32 protein-coding genes are annotated in these 26,752 nt (G+C 62.3%); 13 read left to right on the top strand and 19 right to left on the bottom strand.

Annotated elements, in window-relative coordinates; genetic code table 11:
• Positions 1–13 precede the first annotated feature (13 nt).
• The 5 genes from J3P73_RS05895 to J3P73_RS05875 are packed head-to-tail and all read right to left on the bottom strand — an operon-like array spanning position 14 to position 4,837.
• The gene (locus tag J3P73_RS05895) at positions 14–721 is read right to left on the bottom strand and encodes an amino acid ABC transporter permease (RefSeq protein WP_024323027.1); all 708 of its coding nucleotides are present in this window, start codon (positions 719–721) and stop codon (positions 14–16) included.
• Between the two features lie 56 nt (positions 722–777).
• On the bottom strand, positions 778–1,602 hold the full coding sequence (locus J3P73_RS05890) for an amino acid ABC transporter substrate-binding protein (RefSeq protein ID WP_130664139.1): 825 nt from the start codon (positions 1,600–1,602) through the stop codon (positions 778–780).
• Between the two features lie 16 nt (positions 1,603–1,618).
• Entirely contained in the window at positions 1,619–2,359 is a 741-nt protein-coding gene (locus J3P73_RS05885; RefSeq protein WP_024323025.1) for an amino acid ABC transporter ATP-binding protein, read from the bottom strand.
• Positions 2,352–3,842: an NAD(P)-binding domain-containing protein gene (locus tag J3P73_RS05880; protein ID WP_207579793.1), complete on the bottom strand. Its 1,491-nt coding sequence runs from the start codon at positions 3,840–3,842 to the stop codon at positions 2,352–2,354. Before J3P73_RS05880 ends, J3P73_RS05885 begins: the two co-directional genes overlap by 8 nt.
• Positions 3,839–4,837: a LysR family transcriptional regulator gene (locus J3P73_RS05875; RefSeq protein WP_018069118.1), complete on the bottom strand. Its 999-nt coding sequence runs from the start codon at positions 4,835–4,837 to the stop codon at positions 3,839–3,841. The genes J3P73_RS05880 and J3P73_RS05875 overlap by 4 nt, the downstream gene beginning before the upstream one ends.
• 161 nt (positions 4,838–4,998) lie before the next feature.
• Here J3P73_RS05875 and J3P73_RS05870 point away from each other — a divergent pair, with 161 nt between their 5' ends.
• The 6 genes from J3P73_RS05870 (at position 4,999) to J3P73_RS05845 (ending at position 8,477) form a co-directional block, all read left to right on the top strand.
• Entirely contained in the window at positions 4,999–5,481 is a 483-nt protein-coding gene (locus J3P73_RS05870; protein ID WP_130721596.1) for a CMD domain-containing protein, read from the top strand.
• Positions 5,478–6,053: a peroxidase-related enzyme gene (locus J3P73_RS05865; protein ID WP_018069116.1), complete on the top strand. Its 576-nt coding sequence runs from the start codon at positions 5,478–5,480 to the stop codon at positions 6,051–6,053. The genes J3P73_RS05870 and J3P73_RS05865 overlap by 4 nt, the downstream gene beginning before the upstream one ends.
• 75 nt (positions 6,054–6,128) lie before the next feature.
• The gene (locus tag J3P73_RS05860; RefSeq protein WP_207579792.1) at positions 6,129–6,716 is read left to right on the top strand and encodes a TetR/AcrR family transcriptional regulator; all 588 of its coding nucleotides are present in this window, start codon (positions 6,129–6,131) and stop codon (positions 6,714–6,716) included.
• A gap of 110 nt (positions 6,717–6,826) precedes the next feature.
• Positions 6,827–7,561, top strand: a complete 735-nt coding sequence (locus J3P73_RS05855; protein WP_018069114.1) for an SDR family oxidoreductase — start codon at positions 6,827–6,829, stop codon at positions 7,559–7,561.
• Positions 7,562–7,704: 143 nt separating this feature from the next.
• Positions 7,705–8,094, top strand: coding sequence for a nuclear transport factor 2 family protein (locus J3P73_RS05850; protein ID WP_018069113.1), 390 nt, complete (start codon positions 7,705–7,707; stop codon positions 8,092–8,094).
• An 11-nt stretch (positions 8,095–8,105) separates the two neighbouring features.
• Positions 8,106–8,477, top strand: coding sequence for a DoxX family protein (locus tag J3P73_RS05845; protein WP_130654794.1), 372 nt, complete (start codon positions 8,106–8,108; stop codon positions 8,475–8,477).
• A 294-nt stretch (positions 8,478–8,771) separates the two neighbouring features.
• Here J3P73_RS05845 and J3P73_RS05840 read toward each other — a convergent pair whose 3' ends face one another.
• Both J3P73_RS05840 and J3P73_RS05835 read right to left on the bottom strand, forming a co-directional pair.
• Positions 8,772–9,257, bottom strand: a complete 486-nt coding sequence (locus tag J3P73_RS05840) for a peroxiredoxin (RefSeq protein ID WP_011650769.1) — start codon at positions 9,255–9,257, stop codon at positions 8,772–8,774.
• A 105-nt stretch (positions 9,258–9,362) separates the two neighbouring features.
• A complete protein-coding gene (locus tag J3P73_RS05835) occupies positions 9,363–10,214 on the bottom strand; it encodes a protein-disulfide reductase DsbD domain-containing protein (RefSeq protein ID WP_131712382.1) in 852 nt (283 codons plus the stop codon).
• A 141-nt stretch (positions 10,215–10,355) separates the two neighbouring features.
• Here J3P73_RS05835 and J3P73_RS05830 point away from each other — a divergent pair, with 141 nt between their 5' ends.
• From J3P73_RS05830 to J3P73_RS05820, 3 genes are all read left to right on the top strand, one after another.
• On the top strand, positions 10,356–10,961 hold the full coding sequence (locus J3P73_RS05830; protein WP_018069111.1) for a YqgE/AlgH family protein: 606 nt from the start codon (positions 10,356–10,358) through the stop codon (positions 10,959–10,961).
• 115 nt (positions 10,962–11,076) lie between these two features.
• A complete protein-coding gene (locus J3P73_RS05825) occupies positions 11,077–11,268 on the top strand; it encodes a CsbD family protein (protein ID WP_003546001.1) in 192 nt (63 codons plus the stop codon).
• Positions 11,269–11,420: 152 nt separating this feature from the next.
• Positions 11,421–12,506, top strand: a complete 1,086-nt coding sequence (locus J3P73_RS05820) for a zinc-binding metallopeptidase family protein (protein ID WP_130661051.1) — start codon at positions 11,421–11,423, stop codon at positions 12,504–12,506.
• Between the two features lie 281 nt (positions 12,507–12,787).
• On the opposite strand, the gene rnhA is transcribed toward J3P73_RS05820, so the two are convergent.
• From rnhA to J3P73_RS05795, 5 genes are all read right to left on the bottom strand, one after another.
• Entirely contained in the window at positions 12,788–13,243 is a 456-nt protein-coding gene (gene rnhA, locus J3P73_RS05815; protein ID WP_003545999.1) for a ribonuclease HI, read from the bottom strand.
• Positions 13,240–14,205: a homoserine kinase gene (locus J3P73_RS05810; protein WP_130666655.1), complete on the bottom strand. Its 966-nt coding sequence runs from the start codon at positions 14,203–14,205 to the stop codon at positions 13,240–13,242. The genes rnhA and J3P73_RS05810 overlap by 4 nt, the downstream gene beginning before the upstream one ends.
• A gap of 70 nt (positions 14,206–14,275) precedes the next feature.
• Positions 14,276–15,277 carry a 4-hydroxy-3-methylbut-2-enyl diphosphate reductase gene (gene ispH / locus J3P73_RS05805; RefSeq protein WP_003545997.1) on the bottom strand — a complete coding sequence of 334 codons (1,002 nt, stop codon included), beginning with the start codon at positions 15,275–15,277 and terminating at the stop codon, positions 14,276–14,278.
• 63 nt (positions 15,278–15,340) lie between these two features.
• Entirely contained in the window at positions 15,341–16,096 is a 756-nt protein-coding gene (locus J3P73_RS05800) for an SURF1 family protein (RefSeq protein ID WP_018495493.1), read from the bottom strand.
• Positions 16,089–16,469, bottom strand: a complete 381-nt coding sequence (locus J3P73_RS05795; protein WP_003557084.1) for a DUF983 domain-containing protein — start codon at positions 16,467–16,469, stop codon at positions 16,089–16,091. The genes J3P73_RS05800 and J3P73_RS05795 overlap by 8 nt, the downstream gene beginning before the upstream one ends.
• Before the next feature lie 238 nt (positions 16,470–16,707).
• On the opposite strand from J3P73_RS05795, the gene J3P73_RS05790 reads away from it, so the two are divergent.
• The gene (locus tag J3P73_RS05790; RefSeq protein WP_024324038.1) at positions 16,708–17,349 is read left to right on the top strand and encodes a chloramphenicol phosphotransferase CPT family protein; all 642 of its coding nucleotides are present in this window, start codon (positions 16,708–16,710) and stop codon (positions 17,347–17,349) included.
• 303 nt (positions 17,350–17,652) lie between these two features.
• On the opposite strand, the gene J3P73_RS05785 is transcribed toward J3P73_RS05790, so the two are convergent.
• The 6 genes from J3P73_RS05785 to coxB all read right to left on the bottom strand — a co-directional run bounded on the left by J3P73_RS05785 (position 17,653) and on the right by coxB (position 22,957).
• Entirely contained in the window at positions 17,653–18,531 is an 879-nt protein-coding gene (locus J3P73_RS05785) for a cytochrome c oxidase subunit 3 (protein ID WP_018069105.1), read from the bottom strand.
• Positions 18,532–18,592: 61 nt separating this feature from the next.
• A complete protein-coding gene (locus tag J3P73_RS05780) occupies positions 18,593–19,201 on the bottom strand; it encodes a cytochrome c oxidase assembly protein (protein ID WP_018485480.1) in 609 nt (202 codons plus the stop codon).
• Positions 19,198–19,338 (bottom strand): hypothetical protein, encoded by a 141-nt coding sequence (locus J3P73_RS05775; RefSeq protein ID WP_018069103.1) that lies wholly within the window; start codon positions 19,336–19,338, stop codon positions 19,198–19,200. Before J3P73_RS05775 ends, J3P73_RS05780 begins: the two co-directional genes overlap by 4 nt.
• Positions 19,338–20,288 carry a heme o synthase gene (locus J3P73_RS05770; RefSeq protein WP_130666932.1) on the bottom strand — a complete coding sequence of 317 codons (951 nt, stop codon included), beginning with the start codon at positions 20,286–20,288 and terminating at the stop codon, positions 19,338–19,340. The genes J3P73_RS05775 and J3P73_RS05770 overlap by 1 nt, the downstream gene beginning before the upstream one ends.
• 66 nt (positions 20,289–20,354) lie before the next feature.
• Positions 20,355–22,055, bottom strand: a complete 1,701-nt coding sequence (gene ctaD / locus J3P73_RS05765) for a cytochrome c oxidase subunit I (protein WP_018069101.1) — start codon at positions 22,053–22,055, stop codon at positions 20,355–20,357.
• 17 nt (positions 22,056–22,072) lie between these two features.
• Positions 22,073–22,957, bottom strand: coding sequence for a cytochrome c oxidase subunit II (coxB, locus tag J3P73_RS05760; protein ID WP_029768350.1), 885 nt, complete (start codon positions 22,955–22,957; stop codon positions 22,073–22,075).
• 316 nt (positions 22,958–23,273) lie between these two features.
• Between coxB and J3P73_RS05755 the strand changes: the two genes are divergently transcribed.
• The 3 genes from J3P73_RS05755 to J3P73_RS05745 all read left to right on the top strand — a co-directional run bounded on the left by J3P73_RS05755 (position 23,274) and on the right by J3P73_RS05745 (position 26,301).
• On the top strand, positions 23,274–23,942 hold the full coding sequence (locus J3P73_RS05755; protein WP_197726896.1) for an invasion associated locus B family protein: 669 nt from the start codon (positions 23,274–23,276) through the stop codon (positions 23,940–23,942).
• Between the two features lie 435 nt (positions 23,943–24,377).
• Positions 24,378–25,793 (top strand): metalloprotease TldD, encoded by a 1,416-nt coding sequence (tldD, locus tag J3P73_RS05750; protein ID WP_024324009.1) that lies wholly within the window; start codon positions 24,378–24,380, stop codon positions 25,791–25,793.
• A 16-nt stretch (positions 25,794–25,809) separates the two neighbouring features.
• Complete coding sequence (locus tag J3P73_RS05745; RefSeq protein WP_024324008.1) at positions 25,810–26,301, top strand: GNAT family N-acetyltransferase; 492 nt, start codon at positions 25,810–25,812, stop codon at positions 26,299–26,301.
• 102 nt (positions 26,302–26,403) lie between these two features.
• On the opposite strand, the gene J3P73_RS05740 is transcribed toward J3P73_RS05745, so the two are convergent.
• The gene (locus J3P73_RS05740) at positions 26,404–26,721 is read right to left on the bottom strand and encodes a nucleoside triphosphate pyrophosphohydrolase family protein (protein ID WP_130686006.1); all 318 of its coding nucleotides are present in this window, start codon (positions 26,719–26,721) and stop codon (positions 26,404–26,406) included.
• Positions 26,722–26,752 lie beyond the last annotated feature (31 nt).

Here is a 26,752-nt window from a genome sequence, read left to right as displayed (position 1 = left end):
ACCTCCTATTCGATCAGACGCTTGCCATCATGGTGGCCTTGGCCGGTGCGGTATTGGGCGCGAATTTTGCGTTTCGCGTTTCGAAAAAGCGCACGACGATCCATGCCACGAGGCATAGCAGCGAATAGATCACCGCCAGCACAAGGTAGGTCTCGAACTGGTACTGGTTGTAGTCGCGCTCCATGACCAGATGGGCGGTCGCCATGACATCCGCGGCGCCGATGTACATCACGAGTGCAACGTTGTGGATGAGGTAGATGATCGAGTTGCCGTAACCTGGCAGGGCGATGTGCACGGCCTGGGGTCCGACGACCCGAAGGATCTTCTGAAGGAAGGTGTATCCGAGACTGTCCGCAGCATCGTGCTGGCCGCGTTCGACGGCGAGGTAGGCTGGCCGCAGAACCTCGGAAAGATAGCCTCCATGGTAGAGGCTGAGGCCGACGATCGCCGCGACGTTCGGGGACACGAAATCCTCGACCTCGAACAGAGCGACGACCAGCGGCAGTCCGTAGAAGGCGACGAACAACTGGAGCACGACGGGGACGCTCCGGGCATAGGACACGTAGAGGTCAGCCAGTTGGCTGACAACCGGTATCCTGCGCACCCGGAACGTCGTCGTTATCAAGGCCAGCAGGAAGCCGGCGATCATGGCCGTGAACGTGATCGCAAGCGTCAGCGGCAGCGCCGAGAGCAGCTCAGGGATCATGATGGATAGGTCCACTTCGGAACACTCCTTGTTTCGGTCTTGGGCCTGATCGCCGGTATCGTTGGCCGGCGTTACTTCATGTAGGTGGTGATGTCCTCGCCGAACCATTTCTGCGAGAGCTTGGCCAGCGTGCCGTCGGCCTTGAGCTCCTTCAGAGCCTTGTCGATGTCTGCGGAGAGCGCCTTGTTCTCCTCGGAGCGATGGATCAGGACGAAGGTGTTATTGATCGCAACCGGCTCGCTCGCCTTGACCTCGAGCTTCTGCTGGTCGATGACCGTCTGCTCGCCGAGGTTCGACGGCAGAACCAGCGCGTCGTATTTGCCGTTCTCGACCTCTTTCAGGCGATCCGGATAGGGAATGCCGGCGCTGGACGCGGTGATCTCGATTTTGGAGTCGGGGTTCTTTTCCTGCCAGGCAGTGGCGAATTTGTAGATGCCGCCGCCGGCCGTCACCGGCACGATCTTCTTGCCGACGAGATCCTTCATCTCGTTGATGCCGCTGTCCTTGCGGCTGTAGATCTTGATCAGGCTGGCGCCGATCGGGCTCTCCGGAATGAGGAACTGCTTTTCGCGAGCGGGCGCCCGGTAGTAGCCGCCGGTCGCGATGTCGTACTTGCCGGTGGCAAGGCCGGTCTCCTGAGCGATGTCGGCAGCACCCTCCATCTCGAATTTGTACTGCGGCAGCTTGGCGTTGATCGCCTTCAGCACGTCGGGCTCGTAACCCTGCGGCTCGACGCCGATGGCACCCCAGGAGAGCGGCTTGGATTCGGCAGCCGTCGCGATCTTGACGGTGCGCACGTCCTCGGCATGCGATACGCCTGCGGTTGCGAGGGCAAAGGCAACGCCGGCGACAGCGAGGCCGAAGCTGCGGCGGGAAGTCGACTTGATGGAAGACATGTCAGGCATCCTTTCTTTACTGGATCGAGTGTTCGGAATTCAGGAACTGGGCAAGGCGCGGGTTGGAGGGCGTGTCGAAGATCTCGGCAGGGCTGCCTTGAGCGGCGACGACGCCCCGATCCATGAAGACGATGCGGTTCGAGATATTCTTTGCGAACTGCATCTCGTGGGTGACGAGGAGCGAGGTGATGCCTGACGACGTGACGTCCCTGATCACCTTCAAAACCTCGCCGACGAGTTCGGGGTCCAGCGACGACGTCGGTTCGTCGAAGAGCATCACATCCGGCTTGACGGCCAGCGCCCGCGCAATGCCGGTCCGCTGCAGCTGGCCGCCGGAAAGCTGGGACGGGTAGCTGTCGACCTTGTTCGAAAGGCCGACCCGCTCAAGCTCCTGCAAAGCGATCGAACGCGCCTCGTCCTTCGACTTGCGCTGCACGACCACCAGCGGATCCATCACGTTCTGAATGACGGTCATGTTCTTGAAGACGTTGAACTGCTGGAAGACCATCGCCGTCCGCAGTCGGATCGCCTGGACCGCAGTGTTGTCCGGTTTCCGGTAATCCATCTTGACCTGATCGAAGGCGATCGTGCCCGACGCCGGCCTGGCCAGATAGTTGATGCACTTCAGCAACGTCGTCTTGCCGGTGCCGCTGGGGCCGATGATCGACACCACATCGCCGCGGTTCACCGAGAGATCGACGCCGTTCAGGACCTGGGTGTTTCCGTAGGACAGCTTTAGGTTTTTGATCTCAAGCATTTCGGGTCGGTGTCCTTTCGGCAGATAGGTCGGAAAACGTCGCGGTCTCGTCGTCGGCCCACTCGTCTCCAAGCAGCTCGGGCGTGTCGAAGGCCTGGAGATCGGCGAAATGACGCTCGCGGTCGGCGACGAACAGCGCCCTGACGATGCCGCGCGCGAGCCGGTCGGCGCCTTCGCTGATCGCCGGAATATCGCCCGTGAGCTTGCCGTGGCTGAGCGTGGCCGGGAAGTTGAAGCAGTGGATGCGGGCCAGCGCCGGGCAGGCGCCGGGCTCGGCCTCGAGGAACTCGAACGCGTCGCCGAGGTCGGGCGAGGTTTCAAGCTCGTCGTTTCGCATGTCCGCGGGCACGGGGAAGCGGTCGCGCCAGAGACGGATATGGGATGCGACGGCGGCGAGTTCCGGCCGGTTCGTCAGCTCGACCTTGAAGCCGGTGCCGAAGATCAGGAAATCGACGGGATAGCTGCCTTTCGGCGTCGTCACAACGATATGGTCACCTTGCTGCTGCAATCGATCGATCGGGCTTTTCAGATGGAGATGGGCCTGCGGGAATGCGCTGACACGCAGGACGCTCGGGCGCGGAGGCGGCGTCTGCGAGCGCATGGCATAGTCGAGAAAGCGCCACTTCCAGTCATCCGGCAGACCGGCAAAGCCGTGCACCACGCCCTGGCTGCCGATGCCGGTGAACTTGTTGATCCGTGGCAGGTCGGTCCTGCGCACGAACAGGTCGAGCCGGGCAGCGCCGGCCTCGAGCGCGGTGGCGGCGTTGTCCATCGCCGAGGCGCCGGCCCCGATGACGCCGACCCGCTTGCCGCGCAATGCGGCGAAATCGATAGGGTCGGCGGTATGGGCCCAGAACTTGCGATCGATATCGTCGGCGATCGACGGTACGAAGGGACCGCCGAGGCCGTCGCGGCCGGTTGCCAGCACCACATGGCGCGCGATCGTCGTTTCGGACCGGCCATCATGACGGCAGACGACATCGAGCAGGCCGTCGGCGCGCGGACGAATGACATCGACGGCGACCCCATTGCGCACCGGCAGGTCGAGCACGCGCCGGTACCAGACCAGGTAATCCATCCATGTCTCACGCGGCGCCCGGTCGAGCGCGGTCCAGGCATCGCGGCCATGACGCGCCTCGTAATAGGCGCGGAACGTCAGCGCCGGCAGCCCCATTGCCGGCCCGGTCAGCTGCTTGGGAGAGCGGAGGGTTCGCATCCTGGCGAAGGTGACCCAGGGACCCTCGCTTCCGGCGGGCGCCTTATCGAGAACGATATGATTGGCGACGCCGAGCCGCTTCAGCATGGCGGAGGCCACGAGCCCAGCCATGCCGGCACCGATGATCACGACGTCGACGACCGCTTGGCCATCGACGATGCGGGGCGGAACCCATGACTTGGCCGGCAGCTCCAGCCAGGCAAGGTCCTGGCGCAGGCGTGCCTCGAGCGCTTCGAGATTGTTCGGAAAGATCGAGAGGTCGCTCATGACGGCACGTCCTCGGTCATCGGGCTGCCGCCATAGACGGTGTCGGCCAATGCTTCGACGCCGCCTGCGTCATGCAGCCGGCAACCGGGCATCGCCAGCGCCACGGCGCGGGCCGCATCGATCACGGCGGCGACCGTCGGGGTCAGCGGCATCGCGGCAGGCGAGATGGCGCCGAACAGGAAGGGGATGGTGTGGTCGAGGACGCGCATCACGATCCCCTCGAGCGGAACGCCGCAGACCGTTGCCGGCTCGACGATGGCGACGCCCAATCCGGCCCGGACCATCGTCAGGGCCGTCAGCGAGGCGTTGACGTCGATCATCCGTTGCGGCGTCACACCCGCCCGCTCCAGGGCCTCGTCGATGCGGTGCCGCAGGCGGTAGGGATTGGCGAGCGTGATGATGCGGCGCTCGGCGAGATCGGAAAGACGCACCATGTCATCGTTGGCCAGCGGATCGTTGGCGGCGAGAGCGACGACGCAGGGCGCTTCGGCAATCCAGTGCACGTCGAGGCCGGGATGTTCCAGCGGCAGGCTTGAGATCCCGAAGTCCGCCGAGCGGGCGAGCACGGCCTGCACGACGTTCTCGGCCGCTAGCGCCTGCACATGGAGATGACGTGGTATCAGGCCTGGCGCGACGGCCGCGATCGCCTGCGGCAGCACGCCGGCCGCAAGCGACGGCGTGGCTGCGATCGTCAGTGACGGCGGCTCATCAAGACCGATGGCATTCGCCCGCTCGCGGATGTGGGCCAAGCTGGCGAGATGGCGTTCCACCTCGGCGTGAAAGAGCAGACCACGCGCGGTCGGGCTGATGCGCGGGCCGCTTCGATGCAGCAGCGCATAGCCGATATCGGCCTCCAGATCCTGGATGAGCCGCGTTACGGCCGGCTGCGACCGGCCGAGCAGTCGCGCCGCCCCGGTCACGCTGCCGGCGGACATCACCGCTGCGAAGGCTTCAAGCTGCCGGATATCGAAAGAGTTAGAATGCATAATGGACATCAAACACTCTCCTTCATGTCAGTAAAGCATGGCAATTCTCATTTGACGACTGGCTGTAGATAAAAAATTCACATCAAAGACTGTTTATCATTCCAGTTTGACATAATGAGAGGTCGGGCCTACCTAACACCTATGTCCGCTGACGTATTGAGGAGCTTGTTTTGACACTCATCGAAACTCTTGCCTCTGTGAGGCCGGGTTCCGCGCTCGCGGAAGCCATGGGCAAACGCGCCGAGATCCTGCGCCTCAGTGAAGCGGCCCACGACGCAGTGCTTCTGCCACGCGATCCCGGCGGACTGTCGCACGGCCTGAGGGCTGCGCTCGCCGCCCGCATGGCGCGCCACAACCGCAGCCCGGCGCTCGCAAGCCACTACGACACGCTCGTTGCCCGTGCCGACGAACCGGCGACAGCCTTGCTCGCCGAGCCGGACACGAACGTGTCGGACCCGCGCACCGCCGAGATCGTTCGCCATGCCGACCGGCTCACGGTCGCGCCGCGCGACGCCACGCGGACCCATGTGGAGACATTGCGCCAGGTCGGCGTGACCGACGCCGACATCGTCCGGCTCGCGGAGCTTGCGGCTTTCGTCAATTACCAGGTGCGGGTTCTCGCCGGCCTGAAGCTGCTGGGAGAGATGCGATGAGCGAGGTCGTCCACACCTTCACCACCACGGTGCCGCGCTGGCAGCCCTATGTCGTTCCGGTCGATTTCGCGACCGCCACCGACGAGCAGCATGCGGCGATGCAGACGACGCCGTCGAACAAGGGCATCTCGCCCTATGTGCTGACCCTGGCGCACGATCCCGAGACGCTCGCGGTCCGCTCACCCCTGTTCAACCTGATCATGTACGGCAAGGACGGACTGGCGGCCAGCGAGCGCGAACTGGGTGCAGTCGCCGCCTCCGTCGTCAACCGCTGCGTCTACTGCGCCGCCGTCCATGCATCCCGGTTCAACAATCTGACAAAACGCACGGATGTCATCGAAGCCGTGTTCGCCGATGGTCTCGAGGCGACGCTCGACGAGCACCTCCAGGAAATCTTCAACTTTTCGGCCCGACTGTCGACCACGCCGCCCGAAGCGGTCGCGGCCGACGCGCAGGCGCTGGCGGACGTCGGGCTCGACGAGTTGGAGGCTCTCGATCTCGTCCTCTCCTCGGCCATCTTCGGCTGGGCGAACCGCCTGATGCATACGCTCGGCGAGCCGGTGAAGGATTAGCGCATTTCTGTCGCTGGACGACAAATGGCATGATGTGCCAAAAGAACCGCGCCGCATGTCAGCGTGGAGACAATCTTGGGACTTCGGGAAGATAAGAAGGATCGCACGCGAGCGCAGTTGCTCGAGGCCGCGTTGGACCTGATCCACAAGCGTGGATTCGAAGAAACGACGGTCGCCGACATCGCGGCCGCCGTCAGCGTGTCGCCCCGCACCCTGCTTCGCTATTTCCCGACAAAGGAGGATGTGATCGTCAGCTGGGTGCAGGATGGCATGACGATCGTCCGTGCGGATCTGACGGAGCGGCTCGCCTCGGAACCGCCGGTTGTCGCACTTCTTGCCGCGGCGCGGACGATGCTTTTGGCGTTCGATGAAAAGTCGCGTTTCTTTCTCGCCATCGAGACGGCGATCCGCTCCAACAGGAGCATTTCCGCGCGAAAAGAACAGATGATCGCCGAACTGATCGACGAAGTCGCCCATATTCTCGCCTCGCCGGACAGGCGGTCTCCGCTCCCGGATGTTGTTGCCTATACGGTGGCGGGAACGGTTTTCGCGCTCATTCGGGCATCGATAAACAGCTGGGTGGATGGCGGAGCGGCAATGTCACTTACCGATCTCTTCGATCGCGCTGCCGGTATCGTCCATTTCGAGCAAAATGTCACTTAGTGTCATTTGTCATTGACAGACATAATTTCCCATGCAATTTCACGATGCGTTGCTGAGCAACGTCATTGCAAACAGCCTCGCCCTGCGAGCGCGCCTGCTTGGGAGATAGAATGTCCACACATCAAAAGATCGCGCTCGTCACCGGCGCGACCCGCGGCCTTGGTTTCGAAACGGCGCGCCAGCTCGGCCGGGAGGGCGTCTTCGTCCTTCTCGGCGCACGCGATCTTGCCGCCGGGCAGGCAAAGGCCGAAACATTGCGTGCGGAGGGATTGGCGGTCGAGGCGATCGAGATCGATCTCAATCGGCCTGAGACGATCGACGCTGCCGCATCGTCGATCGGCGAGCGGTTCGGCAGGCTCGACATCCTGATCAACAATGCGGGAATCCTGCTGCTCGACACCGACGATTTCCCCAGCGTGGCCTCCGTCGAAACCCTGCGTGAATCCTATGAGGTCAATTTCATCGGAATGGTGATCGTGACCCAGAAACTGTTGCCGCTGATCCGCAAGGCGGCCAGCGGGCGCATCGTCAATCTTTCCAGCAGCGTGGGTTCGCTTTGGTGGACGGGCGATGCAAACAATCCGTCCCCCGATGTCAAATGGCTTGGCTATGCCGCCTCCAAGGCGGCGGTCAACATGCTGACCGTGCAGCTTGCCCTTGAGCTGAAAGATACACCGATCAAGGTGAACGCCGTCTGCCCCGGCTATGTCATGACCGAATTGAACAGAGGCGGCGGCTACATCACGATTGAAGACGGCGTTCAGGCCCCGGTCAAATATGCTTTGCTGGATGATGCCGGACCGACCGGCCAGTTTTTCAACACCAATGGCCCGATCAACTGGTGACGGCCCGCGGCCCCGCGCTTGGATAACCCGGCATGCGCCGGACCGTTCAGCGACACGGGGATGTTGCGTCCTGAGAACGCGGCATCCGCCTTTTCGCCGCGATCGCGAATTCGCACCCCTTCCCCTTTCAAGGACCATGAAACATGAAACCAACGACCGATGACATCGTCGAGATCAACCAGATCCTCTCGCTCTGGGCACACCTCGTCGACAATCATGCGTGGGACAGGTTCGGTGAAGTCTTTACCGAGGATGCACATTTCGACGCGGGCGTTTTCGGCTTTGCGCCGGTCACAGGCATTGCAGCGATCTGCCATATGGCCAGCCAGGACGGCCATGCGACGGCCCATCACACGACGAATGTGCACGTTCAGGAAGGCGCGGGCGACGAGCTCGTCGCCGTCTCGAAGGGGCTTGGTCTGTTGCCGAGCGGCGCAGTGGCGAGCGTGACCTATACCGACCGGCTACGGCGGACGCCGGAGGGCTGGCGTTTGGCGCGCCGCACTCTCGCGCTCCAAGCGCCGTCGCATTGAGGTCGCCCCCTATGTCTCTCGTCAACCTATCCCTGGCAAACGTCATTGCCTGGCTGCTTGCTGCCTTCTTCTTCGTCGGCGCCTATGGCAACACCTTCGTCAGCCCCGAAATTGCCGCGGACTACGCCCGCTGGGGCTATCCGGAAAGCTTTCACTATCTGACCGCCATCTGTGAATTCACGACCGCCGTCATGCTCATCTTCAAACCGCTCCGCCTCTACGGTTCACTGCTCGGAAGTGCGGTGATGCTGGCCGCCGCGGGCACGGTTCTGTTCCACGGCGAATATGCGCATGCAATTCCGCCGCTGGTGGTGCTGGGTCTTTGTGGGCTCGTCGCTGTTCTGACGATGAGGCGGAGGGGATCGCAGTCGCTTCCATCCTAGTTGCGATTGGAGTCTCGGACGCTCCATCCGCCTGCCGGCACCTCTGCCTGGGTCGAGCCACGTATCTAGCCCCGTCCTTCGCCGCCGCTTGCCGGGGCTTTCCCCGTCCAGCTTTCGGACAACCCCTCCCCAACCCCTCCCCACAAGGGGGAGGGGCTAAGCTGTGGCACCCGCCTCGCAAACAAATAGACCAACCGCACAATCGACGTTCAATGGCGCGGACGACGAGCGCTGCACGTTAAGCCCCTCCCCCTTGTGGGGAGGGGTTGGGGAGGGGCAGATCTTGCTCGAAGCTCAGAGCTGTTCCAGCATTGCGGCCGCACCCGAGACGGTTGCCTGGCCGGGGCTTTCCTCGACGTTGAGGGCTTTGACGACGCCGTCTTCCACCAGCATCGAATAACGCTTGGAGCGGAGGCCGAGGCCGCCGGCGGAGAGGTCGGCGTCGAGGCCGACGGCCTTGGTGAAGCCGGCATCCCAATCGGCGAGGAAGTGGATCTTGCCCATGCCACCGGAGGATTGCGCCCAGGCGCCCATCACGTGCCAGTCGTTGACGGCGACGACGGCGATGTCGTCGACGCCCTTGCCAAGGATGGTGTCGCGGTTTTCGAGATAACCCGGCAGGTGGTTCAGCGAGCAGGTCGGCGTAAACGCGCCCGGCACGGCAAAGAGCACGACGCGCTTGCCGGCGAAGAGCTGATCGGTGGTGATTTCGACCGGGCCGTCAGCCGTCTTTTCCTTGAAGGTGGCGGCAGGAAGCTTGTCGCCGATCGCGATGGTCATGGTCTTCTCCTTGAGTTCTGGATTTGGCGGTTCTGCTTGGCGGCGGCGGGCGCCGCACGGGATCGGAGGCGACTATAGGAGCCCATCATTGAAAGGCAAGGCCGGTCATTCGAAGGCAAGCGTCGTCTCCATCGCCTTCTCGCCGTCGATCACCAGCACGTTCCATTGCTTGCCCGATATGTCGTAATCCTTCGGCAGCTTGCCGATTGGCACATCGACCTTGAAGGCGGCGCCGTCGCGTTTGCCGCCGATCTGCTTGGTGAAGGCATAGCCGCTCGGACCGGTGACGATGATATCGGGCGCGGCCCTGCCCTCGCCCGGCCCCCCGCCCGGCAGAGCCAACGTCAGCGACAGCGTCTTCCTGTCAGGCGACATCGCATGCGCCGTCACGCCGAAATCCACCGATGGCGGCTTCGGCAGGCTCGCATCGGCCGCCTGGAGGATCGCCTCCTCCTCAGGATGCGACTGCATGGCGGGGCCAAGCTTCAGCTGAAAATTCGCCTGGAAGGGAATGCAGATATCCTTGCAGATGCCGATGAAGGCGGAAGCGTCGATCGCAACCGGGCCTTTGCCGGCCGCCGTCAGCGACAGCGGCAGCGTCACCGGCGCGTCATAGGCGATATCCTCGATGCCGCCGTTGAAAAAATGTTTCGGAACGGGATAGGCGATGGCATCGAGCGTGACCCCGCTCTCCGCCGTGATGGTGATTTGCGGCGGAATGCCGCTGTTGCCGGGCTCTTTCCAATAGGTGATCCAGCCGGGTTTCGGCTCGATCTGAAGGGCGGCGCGGATTTTGCCGGCGGCATCGGGCGCGAGCGCCACGAGGCGCATGCGGCCGCCGTCGTTGTCCGCCCAGGCGCTCATTTCCGCATGAATGGTAGAAAACGGCACAAGGGCTGCGGCCATTGAGACGGCCGCAATTAAAAACCGGCGCGGGGCCAAGGAAATAATCATCATGGAACAAAGGTTTACCGAAACTGCTGTTTGGCCGCCAGAAGTCGCAGCGATTTAAATCTTCATTTTCAGTTGATTGATGTGTGACATTGGCCCATGTTTCTCTTGTCGAGGCCTTGGTGCGGTCTGGCAGCAGGAGGAACGATGTCCTTATCAACGCTGAAGAACAGACGGGAACGTGGCTTCTTCGATGGCCAGTTCCTCATCGCCATGCCGGGCATGGAAGACCGCAATTTTGCGCGCACTGTCATCTACATCTGCGCGCATTCGGATGCCGGCGCCATGGGCTTCGTCATCAACCGTCCGCAGAGCCTTACCTTCACCGATGTGCTGCTGCATCTCGACATGATCAAGCAGGAAGATTCGATCGTGCTGCCGAAACGGGCCCGCGAATTCCCGATTCAGACCGGCGGCCCGGTGGAAAGCGGCCGCGGCTTCGTGCTGCATTCGGACGATTATGCCAGCGACTCCTCGATCCCCGTCAGCGACGACATCTGCCTGACGGCGACGCTCGACATCGTCCGCGCCATCTCCAAGGGCGACGGGCCGACGCGGGCAACGATGCTGCTCGGCTATTCCTCCTGGGCCGCCGGCCAGCTCGAAAACGAGGTCGTCAACAATGGCTGGCTCACCTGCCCGGCCAACGAGGAATTGATCTTCGACCGCAGCCTCGACGACAAATACGAGCGGGCGCTCGCCGGCATGGGCGTGACCGCTGCCATGCTGTCGGCCGAAGCGGGCCATGCTTGAGAGGCTGGCCTGACGGCAGCTGACCTGACGGCAGCGGGAACGAATAGCCAAGAGTGACGTTTCATTTCGGCAAGCATGGACAAAAGGCCCATGCCGACCAAGGAGACATCACAAGATGGGTAGCACCAGCGACAAGATTTCCGGTAAGGCAAACGAAATTGCCGGCAAGACCAAGCAGGCCGTCGGCAAGGCGACGGACGATCGCGAGATGCAGGCCAAGGGCGCCGTCCAGGAAGCCAAGGGCAAGGGACAAGTCGCAACCGGCAAGGTCAAGGACAAGCTCAAGGGCGCCGTCGACCGGCTCTGAGCGACAGCGTCTCTTCACACACGCAAAGACGCTGTGATTCCGAGTTAAGGAATGCGCAGTAGACGCTCATCCTTTATCACCATGCCTGCTGCGCCCCTCGCGCGGCAGGCATTTTTGATCCCCCACCCTCATGCTTTGCAGAGATAGACAAGATGAAGCTTTTTGCCTGCGACAATTGCGATCAGGTCGTCCACTTCGACAACCGTCGATGCGTGCGTTGCAACCATCGCCTCGGCTTCCTGCCAGGCGATCTGGCGATGCATGCGCTGGAGCCGCGCGACGAGACGCTCTGGCAGCTCGTTTCCGATCCCGATCGCGACGTCCGCTTCTGCGCCAATGCCGGCCTCGACATCTGCAACTGGCTGGTGGACGGCGACGGCGAGAGTGAATTCTGCGTTGCCTGCCGCCATAACCGGCTGGTTCCGAACACCGATACCCAGGACGGCATCGATCGCTGGCGGCGCATCAGCCAGGCGCAGCGTCATCTGTTTTATTCGCTGCTGCGCTGGAAGCTGCCGCATCCGGATCGGGCGCAAGATCCGCAAGGCGGCCTGGTCTTCGATTTCCTCGAGGATTCGATAGAGAGCAACGGCTATATCGTGCCGGCCATGACCGGCCATGAGGAAGGCCTGATCACCATCCGCGCCGCTGAGGCCGACGATGCGACGCGCGAACAGGCGCGCAGCTCGATGAACGAACCCTATCGCACGCTGCTCGGCCATTTCCGCCACGAGGCCGGCCATTTCATCTGGAATAAACTGGTGCGCGATCGGGGCGGCCTTGCCGATTTCCGCACGGTCTTCGGCGACGAACGGCAGGATTATGCGACAGCCCTGCAGAACCATTATGCCGGCGGCGCGCCCTTGGGATGGCAGGACAATTTCATCAGCGCCTATGCGGCGTCGCACCCCTGGGAGGATTTCGCCGAATGCTTCGCGCATTACCTCCATATCGTCGATACGCTCGAAACCGCGCGCGCCTTCGGCATCGCCATCGATCCGAGCGGCCATGAGGAAATATCAGGCGAGGTGGATTTCATCCCTTACCGGGCAAGAAGCGCCGAACAGCTGGTCAGCGCCTGGGTGCCGCTCAGCCTGGCGATCAACGCCATCCAGCGCAGCATGGGCCAGCCGGACTCCTACCCCTTCGTGCTGTCCTCGCCCGTCGTGGCCAAGCTCGAATATTTGCACCGGCTGATCCAGGGCGCCGCGACGGCGCCGCAGCAGCAGGCGGCTTGAAAGAGGTTCGGGCGCGCTGCTGGCTCCCTCTTCTCCCCCGCGGGGAGAAGGTGGCCCGAAGGGTCGGATGAGGGGGCCGCACAGCACACCATTCATTGCCCTTCGCTAACGCTCAGCGCATTCGCGGCTTTGCCGCTCACCCCCTCAACCGCCTGCCGGCACCGACCGGGGTCGAGCCGCGGGTCTCGACCCGTCCTTCGGACCCCCGCTGGGGAGAAGAGGTGTGTGGCAGCGCCGTATTCCTCTCTTCTCCGTCAAGAGCTCGAGGAAACGGCCGCTACTTAAAACGAAACCGCCTTGCCCTTCTTGAAAGGCTCCATGCCCCGGCGGGCGAGTTCGTCGGCGCGTTCGTTTTCCGGGTGGCCGGCGTGGCCCTTGACCCAGTGCAGCGTCACCTTGTGGCGGTCGCGGGCCGCCTCCAACGCCTGCCAGAGCTCGGCATTCTTCACCGGCTTCTTATCGGCGGTCTTCCAGCCGTTTTTCTTCCAGCCGAAAATCCACTTGGAAATGCCGTCCTTGACATAGGCGCTGTCGGTATAGAGATCGACCTCGCAAGGGCTTTTCAAGGCCGATAGCGCCGAGATCGCCGCCAGCAGTTCCATGCGATTGTTGGTCGTATCCGCCTCGCCGCCGCAAAGCTCCTTTTCGACGTCGCCATAACGCAGCACGGCGCCCCAGCCACCGGGGCCGGGATTGCCGGAGCATGCGCCGTCGGTAAAAATATCGACGTGTTTCATAGGCTCAATCCATATTCGGCCGGCGTTTTGATCTGGCGGTGGAACCGCAGCTTGCGGAGATATTCGAGCGGGTCCTTCTTGGTGACCATGGCTCCCTCAGGCGTCGTCAGCCAGTCATAGAGCCGGGTCAGGAAGAACCGCAGCGCCGACCCACGCGACAGCACCGGCAGGGCAGCGATTTCGGCGTCGCTCAACGGCCGGACGCTCTGGTAACCCTCGAGCATCGCCGTGCCCTTGGTGATGTTATAGGCGCCGTCCTTCTCGAAGCACCAGGCATTCAGGCAGATCGAGACGTCATAGGCGAGCAGGTCGTTGCAGGCGAAATAGAAATCGATCAGGCCGGAGAGCTGGTCGCCGAGGAAGAAGACGTTGTCGGGGAAGAGGTCGGCGTGGATGACGCCGGCCGGCAGGCCACTCGGCCAGGCGGCGGAGAGGAAATCGAGTTCGCTGCGGATCTCATTCTGCAGGCCAGGCTCGACCTCGCCGGCGCGCGCCTCGGATTTCTCCCACAGCCCCCGCCAGCCGTCGATCGACAGCGCATTCGCCCGCTTCAGCTCAAAACCGTCGCCCGCCACATGCATCTCGGCCAGCGCCCTGCCGACCTCGCGGCAGTGCTTCGCCTCCGGCTTTCTCAGCCACATGCCTTCGAGGAAGGAGATCAGCGCCGCCGGACGGCCGGACAGCGAGCCGAGCAGCGCGCCGTCGCGGCGCGGCAGCGGCAGCGGGCAGGACAGGCCGCGAGCGGAAAGATGCTGCATCAGGCCGAGGAAGAAAGGCAGGTCGCTCTTTTCCACCCGCTTTTCATAGAGCGTCAGGATCAGCGGGTCCTTGGAGGTGTGAAGCAGGAAGTTGGAGTTTTCGACGCCTTCGGCAATGCCCTTGTAGGAAAGCAGCGTGCCTGCGTCATATTCCGTCAGGAACCATTTCAGATCGTCTTCGGCGATATCGGTATAGACTGCCAAGTGAGGTCTCGCCCTTCATGCCTTGTTGATATTGGATTTGCCGGAGTGGACGCCAGGCCGAAAGGCCGATCTAACCGTTGACGAAAGCCATGTCGGCCGCCGTCAGCTCGATGCTACGCAGTTCGCGGTTGACGAGGAAATTTTCGGTTTCCTGCACCGTTTCGGCCAGTTCGACGCGGGCGTCGAAGCGGGCGCGGAAAGCCTCGATGATCTCGTTGACGATGACCTCGGGGGCCGAGGCGCCGGCGGAGAGGCCGAGCGTCGAAATCGCGCCGATCTCGTCCCAGTCGAGCTCGGCGGCGCGCTGCACGAGAATGGATTTCTTCGCCCCTGCCCTGAGCGCCACTTCGACGAGGCGCTTGGAATTGGACGAATTCGGCGCGCCGACGATGATGAAGAGATCGCAGCCCGGGGCTGCCTGCTTCACCACTTCCTGGCGGTTGGTCGTCGCATAACAGATCGAGTCCGCTGCCGGCGCCGTCAGGTTCGGGAAGCGCTCGTGCAGGCGGGTGATGACGCCGGCGGTATCGTCGACCGACAGCGTCGTCTGGGTGACATAGCCGAGATTATCGGGATCAACAGGGACATAGGCATCGGCATCCTCAATCGTCTCGATCAGCGAGACGGACCCCTCCGGCAATTGCCCCATCGTGCCGATCACTTCGGGATGGCCGGCATGGCCGATGAGCACGACATGGCGGCCGAGGCGATTGTGGCGCATCGCCTGCTTGTGGACCTTGGAAACCAGCGGGCAGGTGGCGTCGAGATAGAAGAGGTTGCGGCTTGCCGCATCCTCCGGCACGGATTTCGGCACGCCATGGGCGGAGAAGACCACCGGCTGGGCGCGATGTTCGGCCGGGATCTCGTCCAGCTCCTCGACGAAGACGGCGCCCTTGGCCTCCAGCCCCTCGACGACATAGCGATTGTGAACGATCTCGTGGCGCACATAGACCGGCGCGCCATAGGATTTCAGCGCCAGCACGACGATCTGGATGGCGCGGTCGACGCCGGCGCAGAAGCCGCGCGGGCCGCAGAGCCTGATCGTCAAAGGAGGTTTCGCCGCAATATTCATGTCTGTTCCGGGTTGAGAGATTTAGCGACCTCTAGCCCAATATGGTCGAGAATTGAAGTGATACTATTGCTGAGGTGTCTTGGCGCCCTTGCGGAACCAGGAGATCGCCACCACGACGACCAGCACGGCGGCAAGCCCGTACCAGGTGAAAGCATATTGCAGATGGTCGTTCGGCAGATCCACCTGGGTGACGCCGCCGATCGGCAGGCCGGCCGGATTGGGGGTGGAATCGGCATCGACGAAAAAGGGAATGACGCTCGCTTTCTCCAGCCCGACGCTCGCGGCCATGACGTCGAGATCCTTCCAGTAGAAGATGTTCTTGGCGACGTCGTTGTCGGGCACCACCCAGGAGGGCTTGCCGGGAAGCTTTTCGCGCGCCAGGCCGGTGACGGTCTGCTGATCCGTCAACTGGCCCTGCATGCGCATTTCCGGCTCCTTGTTGTCAAAGGGAACGAAGCCGCGGTTGACGAAGAGAATGCGCCCGTCGGCAAGCTCCAGCGGGGTATAGATGTAATAGCCGGTCTGGCCGCGCCAGGTGGCGAAGAAGTGCCGCTCCTTGTTGTTGATATAGCGGCCGCTGGCGGTGACCTTGCGGTATTCGATGTCGCCGCCTGTCGCCGCCATAGCCTCGATGTCGGCAAGCGGCACGGGGCTTGCTGCCTGCCGCGCGGCGATATCGGCGAGCAGGCCTTCCTTCCAGTGGAGGCGTTCCACCTGCCAGGTGCCGAGCGAAATCAGGATGGCAAGGGCGATCAGCACCAGGATGCCGGTGAAAACTGGCAGCCGGCGGCGCGGCGTTACATGCACTATTTCAGTCACTCAGGCGTCCTTCGCGGGCATTATGACGGTATTGCATGGCGATCAGGATGCCCTTGAACCAGCGCAGCGTCAGCAGCGACAGGACGATCGTCAGTGGAGCAAAAAGCAGGATATGCACCCAGATGGGCGGCCCGTAATTCACCTGCAGCCACAGCACCATGCCGATGACGATGAAGCCGACGATGAGAATGACGAAGACGGCGGGCCCGTCACCGGAATCGGCAAAGGAATAATCGAGGCCGCAGGCGGCGCAGCGCGGCTTTACGCCGAGCAGGCCATCGAACAGCTTGCCCTGGCCGCAGCGCGGGCAGCAGCCCTTGATGCCAGTTTTCACCGGATCGACGGGCGGAAAATGGGCGCTGTCCTCGTTCATGGCATTCCTTATAGCGATCCTGGCGGCCGCGGCTTCTTCAATGCTGCCTTAACTCTCCCATAAAGTATTCGCAGGACGAAGGGAAATGCCTGCGTGATTTCGTCCCGCTGATAGTTCCTCACATCGGAATCGATGTGAGGAACTATCAGCAATTCAAAGTGTTACAGCGTCCTTGCTGCGTCTGAAAAGTCGCGCGGCGCTGTAGTGATTCGCGCCAAACAGAAGAAGAAGAAGACTGATGACCGATGATAGCCATTCCGTGCAGATCATTATCCTGAACGGCGCGCCGCGGAGCGGCAAATCAAGCATCGCGCGCGCAGTACAGGAACACTTCGAGGGGCCGTGGATCAACCTCGGCGTCGACAGCTACAATGCCATGACACCGAAGCGCTACCTTCCGGGCATCGGACTGCGGCCGGGCGGCGAACGGCCGGACCTGGAGGAACTGGTGCCGTTCTTTTATGCGGCGCTCTACGAATCGATCGCCATCCATGCCAGCCTGGGCCTCAATGTCATCGCCGATCTCGGCCACCATGACAGCTATTCGCAGCCGCTCGGCATCCTCGGCGATTGCGCCCGGCGACTGGAAGACTTTCCCGTGCTGTTCGTCGGCGTGCGCTGTCCGATCGAGACGATCATGCAGCGACGCGACATTGTCCAAGAAGGGCGCGAGACGCTTTATCTCAGCGCCACCGAAGACGTACCCGTCCCGGAACCGGTGCAACGCTGGCAGGACGCGGTGCATCGGCCCGGCATCTACGACATGGAGGTCGATACCTCAGTGCTGACACCGCTCGAATGCGCCGAAGCGATCCGCCATCAGTTGGATCTCGGTATTCCCGAGCCCTCGGCTTTCGAAAGGATCGCCGGGGCGCGCTGAGGCGATAAAAGCGGGCACGGCGGCCTTACCTCGACCGAAGAGATTGCCGAAGGCAGCCCCTCATCCGCCTGCCGGCACCGTCCTTCGGACCCCCGTAAACGGGGCGAAGGGACATGCCGCGCCCTCTCCGTCCCCCTCTCGCGTCTCGTATGGCACGTCCCCTCTCCCCGTTTTTACGGGGAGAGGGTTAGGGTGAGGGGCAGCCGCGCGAACCGAACAGCCGTGGCACGAGGCCAAGCAAAACGAGATTTGCCAACAAAAAAGGCGGGCACGAGGCCCACCTTTTCTCAAGTTTCGTTCCGATCAGCCGGCTGCGACAGGTGCGCCCCAGCCGCCCCAGACGTAGATGCAGAAGAACAGGAACAGCCAGACGACGTCGACGAAGTGCCAGTACCAGGCGGCCGCCTCGAAGCCGAAATGCTGCTTCGGGGTGAAGTCGCCGCGCAGCGCGCGGATCAGGCAGACACCCAGGAAGATCGTGCCGACGAGGACGTGGAAACCGTGGAAGCCGGTCGCCATGAAGAAGGTCGCGCCGTAGATCGAATTCTTGAAGGCGAAGGGCGCGTGGGCATATTCATAGGCCTGGACGCTGGAGAACAACACGCCGAGCAGCACCGTCAGCGTCAGGCCCTGGATCAGGCCCTTGCGGTCGTTGTGCAGCAGCGCATGGTGCGCCCAGGTGACCGTCGTGCCCGACAAAAGCAGGATGACGGTGTTGTAGATCGGCAGGTGCCAGGGATCGAGAACTTCGATGCCCTTCGGCGGCCAGGTGCCGCCGGTATAGAGCAGGCGCGAGGCCTGGATCGCTTCGTTCGGATAGAGGCTGGCGTCGAAATAGGCCCAGAACCAGGCGACGAAGAACATCACTTCCGAAGCGATGAACATGATCATGCCGTAGCGCAGGTGCAGCGAGACGACGCGGGTGTGGGCGCCCTCATGGGCTTCCTTCACCGTATCGGCCCACCAGCCGTACATCACGTAGAGAACCAGCGCGAAGCCGATATAAAAGAGCCAGGGATTGGCGAGTTCCGCACCGGCGACCTTGAACGAACCGCCGTTCAGGTAGCGCATGTAGCAGACGCCGCCGATCGCCATGATGAAGGCGCCGAGCGAAGCGATAATCGGCCACGGGCTCGGATCGATGATGTGATAGTCGTGATTCTTCTGGTGAGCATCGGCCATGTAGCTATCCCCGGATGTCTTCCTTCACTCCGCTCCCGGCATAGCCGGAAACGAGCCTTGATCAAAGTTTCTTTTCAATCTTCTCCGCTCCACCCTCATTCGAAGCCACCGGCTTCGGACCCTCTTTCGGGTAGAACGTATATGACAGCGTAACCGTATGGATATCCTTGGATTCCACGGCCTTGACGATTTCAGGATCGATGTAGAACACGACAGGCATGTCGAGCTTTTCGCCCGGCTTCAGGTCCGTTTCCGTAAAGCAGAAACATTGCACCTTGTTGAAATAGACGCCCGCTTCGCCAGGCGTGACGTTGAAAACCGCCTGGCCGCGCTGGGTCTCGTTGGAACGATTCTCGGCCGTGAAATTGACCTGGATCGTTTCGCCGATCTTCGGATTGACCTCGCGCTGGACCGGCTTGAATTCCCATTGCAGGCCGGGCGCGACATTGGCGTCGAAGGTCACGCGCATCGTGCGGTCGAGCACGACACTCGACACCTGGTCGACGCGCTGCGTCGTGCCGTTATAGCCGGTCACCTGGCAGAAGATGCGGTAGAGCGGCACGGCGGCATAGCTCATCGCGCCCATGCCGAAGACGAAGCTCAGGCACATCATCACGACGGCGCCGTTGTTGCGGCCCTGCTTCTTCGGTGTACCGGCGTTGTCGCTCATCCAGCCATTCCCCCGCCGATCTTCACGATGGTGATCGCGTAGAAGAGAATGACGAGGCCGGCAAGCACCAGGCCGAGGGCGACGTTGCGGTTGCGGCGCGACTTGCGCTGCGCTTCGGTAAGCTTGACCAATTCCATCAGAACCAACCTCCCGCATGCGAGACCAGCAGCGAGGCCAGCCGGTCGATCATCAAGGCGGAGAACACGGCGAAAAGATAGAAGATCGAGAAGCCGAAGAGCTTCTTCGCCGGGATCATCTTCAGATCGCCGTCGGGCATGCGCCAGACGGCGATGGAACAGTATATGAAGATCGCGCCGAGGGCGGCGGCAACGAGGCCATAACCGAAGCTCGCAAAGCCGAGGATGGACGGCAAGACCGCGCAGACGGCGGTCAGCACCGCATAGGCGACGATCTGATGCTTGGTCACCCGTTCGCCGGCGACGTTCGGCAGCATCGGCACGCCGACGGCCTCGTAATCGCGCATCTTGAAGAGGGCAAGCGCCCAGAAATGCGCCGGCGTCCACAGGAAGATGATGAGGAAGAGAACGGTGCTCTCGATCGTCACGCTGTTGGTCACGCAAGCCCAGCCGATCATCGGCGGGAAGGCGCCGGCGGCACCGCCGATAACGATGTTTTGCGGCGTCGAGCGCTTCAGCCACATGGTGTAGACGACGGCATAGAAGAAGATGGTGAAGGCGAGGATGCCGGCCGAGAGCCAGTTGACCGCAAGGCCGAGAATCACCACCGAAAAGCCCGACAGCACCAGGCCGAAGGCGAGCGCCTCGGAAGGCGCGATACGGCCGGCCGGGATCGGACGGTTGGCGGTGCGGCTCATGATGGCGTCGATATCGGCGTCATACCACATGTTCAGCGCGCCGGAGGCGCCGGCGCCGACGGCGATGCAGAGAATGGCGATCAGGCCGAGAACGGGATGGATGTGGCCCGGCGCCAGCACGAGACCGGCAAAGGCAGTGAAGACCACGAGCGACATGACCCGTGGCTTCAATAATTCGAAATAATCGCGCGCACTCGCTTCCGACAATTCGCCGTCCTTTGCAAGCACCTCGTGATTGTCGATGACCGTCATCATTCCGTCCTGAATGTCTTACCATCAGGACGCCGTATCAATGCGGCGTCCTGACGTCCGCGCAAATTACTTGATGCGCGGAAGCTGTTCCCACTGGTGATAGGGCGGCGGCGAAGGCAACTGCCATTCGAGCGTCGTTGCACCCTCACCCCACGGATTGTCGCCGGCGACGCGCTTCTTGGCGAAGGCTTCGAAGACGCCATAGAGGAAGATCAGCACACCGAAGGCCGAGATGTAGGAGCCGATCGAGGAAACATAGTTCCAGCCGGCAAAAGCATCCGGATAGTCGATGTAGCGGCGCGGCATGCCGGCGAGGCCGAGGAAGTGCTGCGGGAAGAACACCAGGTTGACGCCGATGAACATGATCCAGAAATGCAGCTTGCCGACCAGCTCGTTATACATGTAGCCGGTCATCTTCGGGAACCAGTAGTACCAGCCGGCGAAGATCGCGAAGACGGCGCCGAGCGACAGAACGTAGTGGAAGTGGGCCACGACGTAATAGGTGTCATGCAGCGAGCGGTCGAGACCGGCATTGGCAAGCTGGACGCCGGTGACGCCGCCGACCGTGAACAGGAAGATGAAGCCGATCGCCCAGAGCATCGGCGTGCGGAACGAGATCGAGCCGCCCCACATCGTCGCGATCCAGGAGAAGATCTTCACGCCCGTCGGAACGGCGATGACCATCGTCGCGAAGACGAAGTAGCGCTGCGCGTCGAGCGACAGGCCGACCGTGTACATGTGGTGGGCCCAGACGACGAAGCCGACGGCGCCGATCGCGACCATGGCGTAGGCCATGCCGAGGTAGCCGAAGATCGGCTTCTTCGAGAAGGTCGAGATGATGTGGCTGACCATGCCGAAGCCCGGCAGGATGAGGATGTAGACCTCGGGGTGACCGAAGAACCAGAACAGGTGCTGGTAGAGGATCGGGTCGCCGCCGCCTTCCGGAGAGAAGAAGGAGGTGCCGAAGTTACGGTCGGTCAGCAGCATGGTGATGCCGCCTGCCAGAACCGGCAGCGACAGCAGCAGCAGGAAGGCGGTGATCAGCACGGACCAGGCAAACAGCGGCATCTTGTGCAGCGTCATGCCGGGAGCGCGCATGTTGAGGATCGTGGTGATGAAGTTGATCGCACCGAGGATCGACGAGGCGCCGGCAATGTGCAGCGCAAAGATCGCAAGATCGACCGCCGGTCCCGGCGTGCCGGTTGTGGCCAGCGGCGGATACATCGTCCAGCCGCCGCCCGTGCCATAGGCGCCTGCCGGGCCTTCGACGAACATCGACAGCAGCAGCAGCGCGAAGGCGGGAACGATCAGCCAGAAGGAAATGTTGTTGAGGCGCGGGAAGGCCATGTCGGGGGCGCCGATCATGATCGGCACCATCCAGTTGGCGAAACCACCGATCATCGCCGGCATGACCATGAAGAAGATCATGATCAGCGCGTGCGCTGTCGTGAACATGTTGAACATCTGCTTGGCGCCGTCGATCGCGGCATCGCCTTCATAGCCGTAGACCATCGAGGCCAGGCCGTGGAAGATCTGGATGCCCGGCTCCTGCAGCTCCATGCGCATGGCAACCGACAGCGCGCCGCCGATGATGCCGGCAATGATCGCGAAGATCAGGTAGAGCGTGCCGATGTCCTTGTGGTTGGTCGAGAACAGCCAGCGATTGGCAAAGCTCGGCTTGTGCCCGTGATCGTGGTGATCATCATGCGCGTGGTCATGATGGGCGTGATCATGAGAATGATCGTCGTGAGCGGAAGGTCCAGCCATTGTCCCGATCCCCTTAATTACTGTGCTTCGGCGACGTCGAGGGTCTTTGCGGGACCATCGGTTGCTGCCATGAGTGTCTTGTAGGCGCCGGGCAGGTCGCTGGCGGCTGCGGTCAGCCACTGCTTATACTTGTCCTCGGAGACGACGCGGATGGCGATCGGCATGAACGCATGGTCCTTGCCGCAGAGCTCGGAACACTGGCCGTAGAACAGGCCTTCGCGCTCGGCCCTGAACCAGGTCTCGTTCAGGCGGCCCGGCACGGCATCGATCTTGACGCCGAAGGAAGGCATGGCGAAGGCGTGGATGACGTCGGTCGGCGCAGAGGTCACGAGAACGCGGACCGTCTTGTTGACCGGCAGGACCAGTTCGTTGTCGACGGCAAGAAGTCTGGGATAGATCGACTTGTCTTCCTTGCCGGCGGCCGCGCGGTCCTGATCCTTCAGCAGGTAGGAATCGAAAGCGAGCGGGCTTTCGCCCGAACCTTCATATTCGTAGTTCCACTGCCACTGGGTGGCGGTCGCCTTGATCGTCACGTCGGGATTTTCCGGCAGCGTCAGCTGCGCGGTCAGCAGGTTGAACGAAGGAATGGCGAGCAGAAGAAGCACCAGGACCGGCCCCACGGTCCAGGCAATCTCGATCATCGTGTTGTGGCTCGTCTTCGAGGGAACCGGGTTCGCGCTGGCGCGGAACTTGAAACAGACGACGATGAGCAGGACCAGAACGAAGAGCGTGATCGGAACGATAAACCACAGGGTATATTGTTCGAACCAGTGGATTTCCCGCATGATCGGCGTTGCCGCCGGCTGCAGCGTCGCCTGCCACGGCATGGGCTGGTCGGCATATGTGCCGGAAGCAAAAAGCAGACAGACCAGCGTGGTCAGGGCTGCATAAGCCTTCTTCATCACCTTATAATCTCCCTCGAGCGCTTGACCTGCAAAATAGAACGCAGAATCCTTGCCATCTTCAGCGCTTCAAACCACAGTTTGGCATTCGCCGCAACAGGTCAGAGCAATTGTCTATGCGGCATTTTTGCTCAAAGCATAGGCAGGCCAGAACGGCAAAACATCCCAAGTTTTTCATCAGCATATGAAAAATCGGCTTTCCGGCCAATCCGCGCGCGACACATTATTTCGCAAAGGTCCAATTTCCGCCGCAGTCCCCCGGTTTTCACGGGGTGGGGCTTTTCATTTTTGGTGGGCAGCTTCAACAATAGCCGCAATGATTCGATATCCAGAGGTTTCCATGGGTTTCCGTTCCCTCGCGCAGTCACTTCTCCTGACTGCCAGCATCGCGGCCGCAGCGACGACGCCCGTTTTCGCACAGCAGCAACCCACGCCGTCACAGGCCAAGCCCCCCGCTTCCGCGCCGGCGCCGACCCCTGCTCCGGCGCCGCAACAGCCGAGCGCCGCCAAACCGAATGTCGAACAGGTGATGCCCGGCCAGACGCAGCCGCCGGCGCCCGGCACGGTAAAGTCCAATCATGGCGCATGGTCTGTCGTCTGCGACAAGCCGGCAGGCGCTGCGACCGAACAATGCGCGCTGATGCAAAACGTCATCGCCGAGGATCGGCCGGAGGTCGGGCTTTCCGTCGTCGTCCTGAAGACGGCCGACCGCAAGTCGAAGATTCTCAGGGTGCTGGCGCCGCTCGGCGTGCTGCTGCCGAACGGCCTGGGGCTCAATGTCGACGGCAAGGATATCGGCCGCGCCTATTTCGTCCGCTGCTTCGCCGACGGCTGCTATGCAGAAGTCGTGCTCGAGGACGAGTTGCTCAAGACCTTCCGCAGCGGCGCCCAGGCCACCTTCATCGTCTTCCAGACCCCGGAAGAAGGCATCGGCATCCCCGTCGACCTCAAGGGCTTCGCCGAAGGTTTCGACGCCCTGCCGTGAGCGCAGGCTAGTCGCGACGTCTCGATTCCCTCTTCTCCCCAGCGGGGAGAAGGTGCCCGTAGGGCGGATGAGGGGGCCGGCGAAGCCGGTCTTTTCAACAAAGTCCATGCGAGCTTCGACCGCGCGGGCACCGTCTCGACTGTGCTCAGGATCTTGGGACACGGTGTTATCTTTGGCGTACCGAGAATAGGGTTTACGTGTAAGATGTGCCGTACGGCCCCCTCATCCGCCTGCCGGCACCTTCTCCCCGAGGGGAGAAGAGATTGCGCCGCGCCCTCTCCGTTCCCCACCTACTCATCGCATGGTACATTCCGTCTCGCCACATCATCCTGCCCAACAAAGAATAATTCGACGGCAGGGCTTCACTCCCTATTATGTGGAGCCCTATCTAGGGAGTAAGTGTACTCCTGAACGCATGCCCATTGGAGCCATACCATGACCACCGATCTCCTGACGCTTTTCGATGCCGATGAAGCGACGATGCGCAAACACGTCGCCGAGGCCCTGTCCGGCGCCGATGACGGCGAACTGTTCATCGAGCATGCGCAGGCGGAAGCGCTGACCTTCGACAATGGCCGGCTCAAGGGCGGCAGCTTCAACACCGAACAGGGTTTCGGCCTGCGCGCCGTTGCCGGCGAAGCGGTCGGCTATGCCCATGCCGGCGATCTCTCGGTGGCGGCGCTGAAGCGGGCGGCCGATGCCGTCGGCGCGGTGACACGCGGCTATTCCGGTTCCTATGCGGCAGCCCCCCAGGGCACCAACAAGAAATTCTACAGCGACGAGAACCCGATCGGCCAGCCGAGCTTCGAGGAGAAGGTCAAGGTCCTGCAGGACATCGACGCCTATCTCAGGGGCAAGAACGACAAGGTGCGGCAGGTGACGGCCTCGGTCGCCGCAAGCTGGCAGGTCGTCGACATCCTGCGTGCCGACGGGCATCGTGTGCGCGACATCAGGCCGATGACGCGCATCAACATTTCGGTGATGGTCGGCGAAGGCGATCGGCAGGAGAGCGGCTCCTATGGCCACGGCGGGCGCATCGGCTTCGGCGACTTCATCGCCGAGGGCAGCTGGCAATACGGCGCCGACGAGGCGCTGCGCCAGGCGCTCGTCAATCTCGAGGCGATCGATGCACCGGCGGGCACGATGGACGTGGTGCTCGGTTCGGGCTGGCCGGGCGTGATGCTGCACGAGGCGGTCGGTCACGGGCTGGAAGGTGATTTCAACCGCAAGAAAACCTCGGCATTCGCCGGCCTTCTCGGCCAGATGGTCGCCGCTCCCGGTGTCACCGTCGTCGACGACGGCACGATCGACAATCGCCGCGGCTCGATCACCATCGATGACGAGGGTACGCCGTCTGCCTACAACGTGCTGATCGAAAACGGCAAGCTCGTCGGTTATATGCAGGATCGGCAGAATGCCCGGCTGATGGGCATGGCGCCGACCGGCAACGGCCGCCGCCAGGGTTATGCCCATGTGCCGATGCCGCGCATGACCAACACTTATATGCTCGGCGGCGACAAGACGCCCGAGGAGATCATCGCCTCGGTGAAGAAGGGCATCTACGCCGTCTCCTTCGGCGGCGGCCAGGTGGATATCACCTCCGGCAAGTTCGTCTTCGGCTGCACCGAGGCCTATCTGATCGAGAACGGCAAGGTCGGCGCGCCGATCAAGGGCGCGATGCTGATCGGCAACGGTCCGGATGCGATGAAGCGGGTGTCGATGATCGGCAACGACATGAAGCTCGATACCGGCATCGGCAACTGCGGCAAGGCCGGCCAATGGGTTCCCGTCGGCGTCGGCCAGCCGCATCTGCGCATGGATCAGGTGACGGTCGGCGGCACCCAGACCTGAGGCAAAGGATCGGCTGATGGCGGACATCGAAATCAGGACCTTCACAGCCGATGACGCCGATGCCGTGCTTTCGGTGATCCTGCCGATCCAGCGCGAGGAATTCGGCATCGACATCACCGCGGATGCGCAGCCGGATCTCCGGGTCATCCCGGATTTCTATCAGTCCGGCAAGGGGCAGTTCTGGGTTGCCGTCAAGGATGGCGCCATCGTCGGCACGGTCGGGCTCAAGGATATCGGCAACAACCAGGCGGCGCTGCGCAAGATGTTCGTCACAGCTGCGGTTCGCGGCCACGAGCATGGCGTCGCTGCGCGGCTCCTCGATCGCCTCTTTGCCCACGCCAGGGATGCCGGCATCACCGATATCTTCCTCGGCACGACCGACAAATTCGTCGCCGCGCATCGCTTCTACGAGAAGAACGGCTTTACCGAGATTGCCAAGAGCGCCCTGCCCCGCTCCTTCCCGCTGATGGCGGTGGACAGCAAATTCTACCGCCATAAGGTCGGCTGACTTAACCTTTGGGAAGATCGTGATGCGGCTGAACACGAACAGCCTCGCCTAAAGCGACTATGCCATCGTCCGAAAACCGCCGCACGTTTTGGCCGCCCTGCATCAGTTCTTCGACGTTTGCGCCGGCCGAAACAGCCACTTCCGTTCGATCGCGGCGGCAAGGTCGATATCGTTGCGTCGGGCGAAGAGCAGGAGGTGGCCGAGAACGTCGGCGGTCTCGTCGGCAAGGTCTTGCTGCATATCTTCCGGTGAACGCCCCTTTGCACGGCCGCGCCCGGTCAGCCGGTTCCAGGCCTGTGTCAGCTCGCCCATTTCCTCCTGCAGTTTCAGAAGGAACCAATCGGCATCACGCTCAATGCCGTTGGCGGCGACATGGGTGGAGGAAGAAATTTCGAACTGATCGGCGAGACGGCGCAGCATGAACGTTCTCCTTTTGTTTATGGAGGAGACG

It is taken from the genome of Rhizobium ruizarguesonis (assembly GCF_017357285.1).
Taxonomy (GTDB): Bacteria; Pseudomonadota; Alphaproteobacteria; order Rhizobiales; family Rhizobiaceae; genus Rhizobium; species Rhizobium ruizarguesonis.
This window is presented reverse-complemented; position numbering and strand designations above follow the sequence as displayed.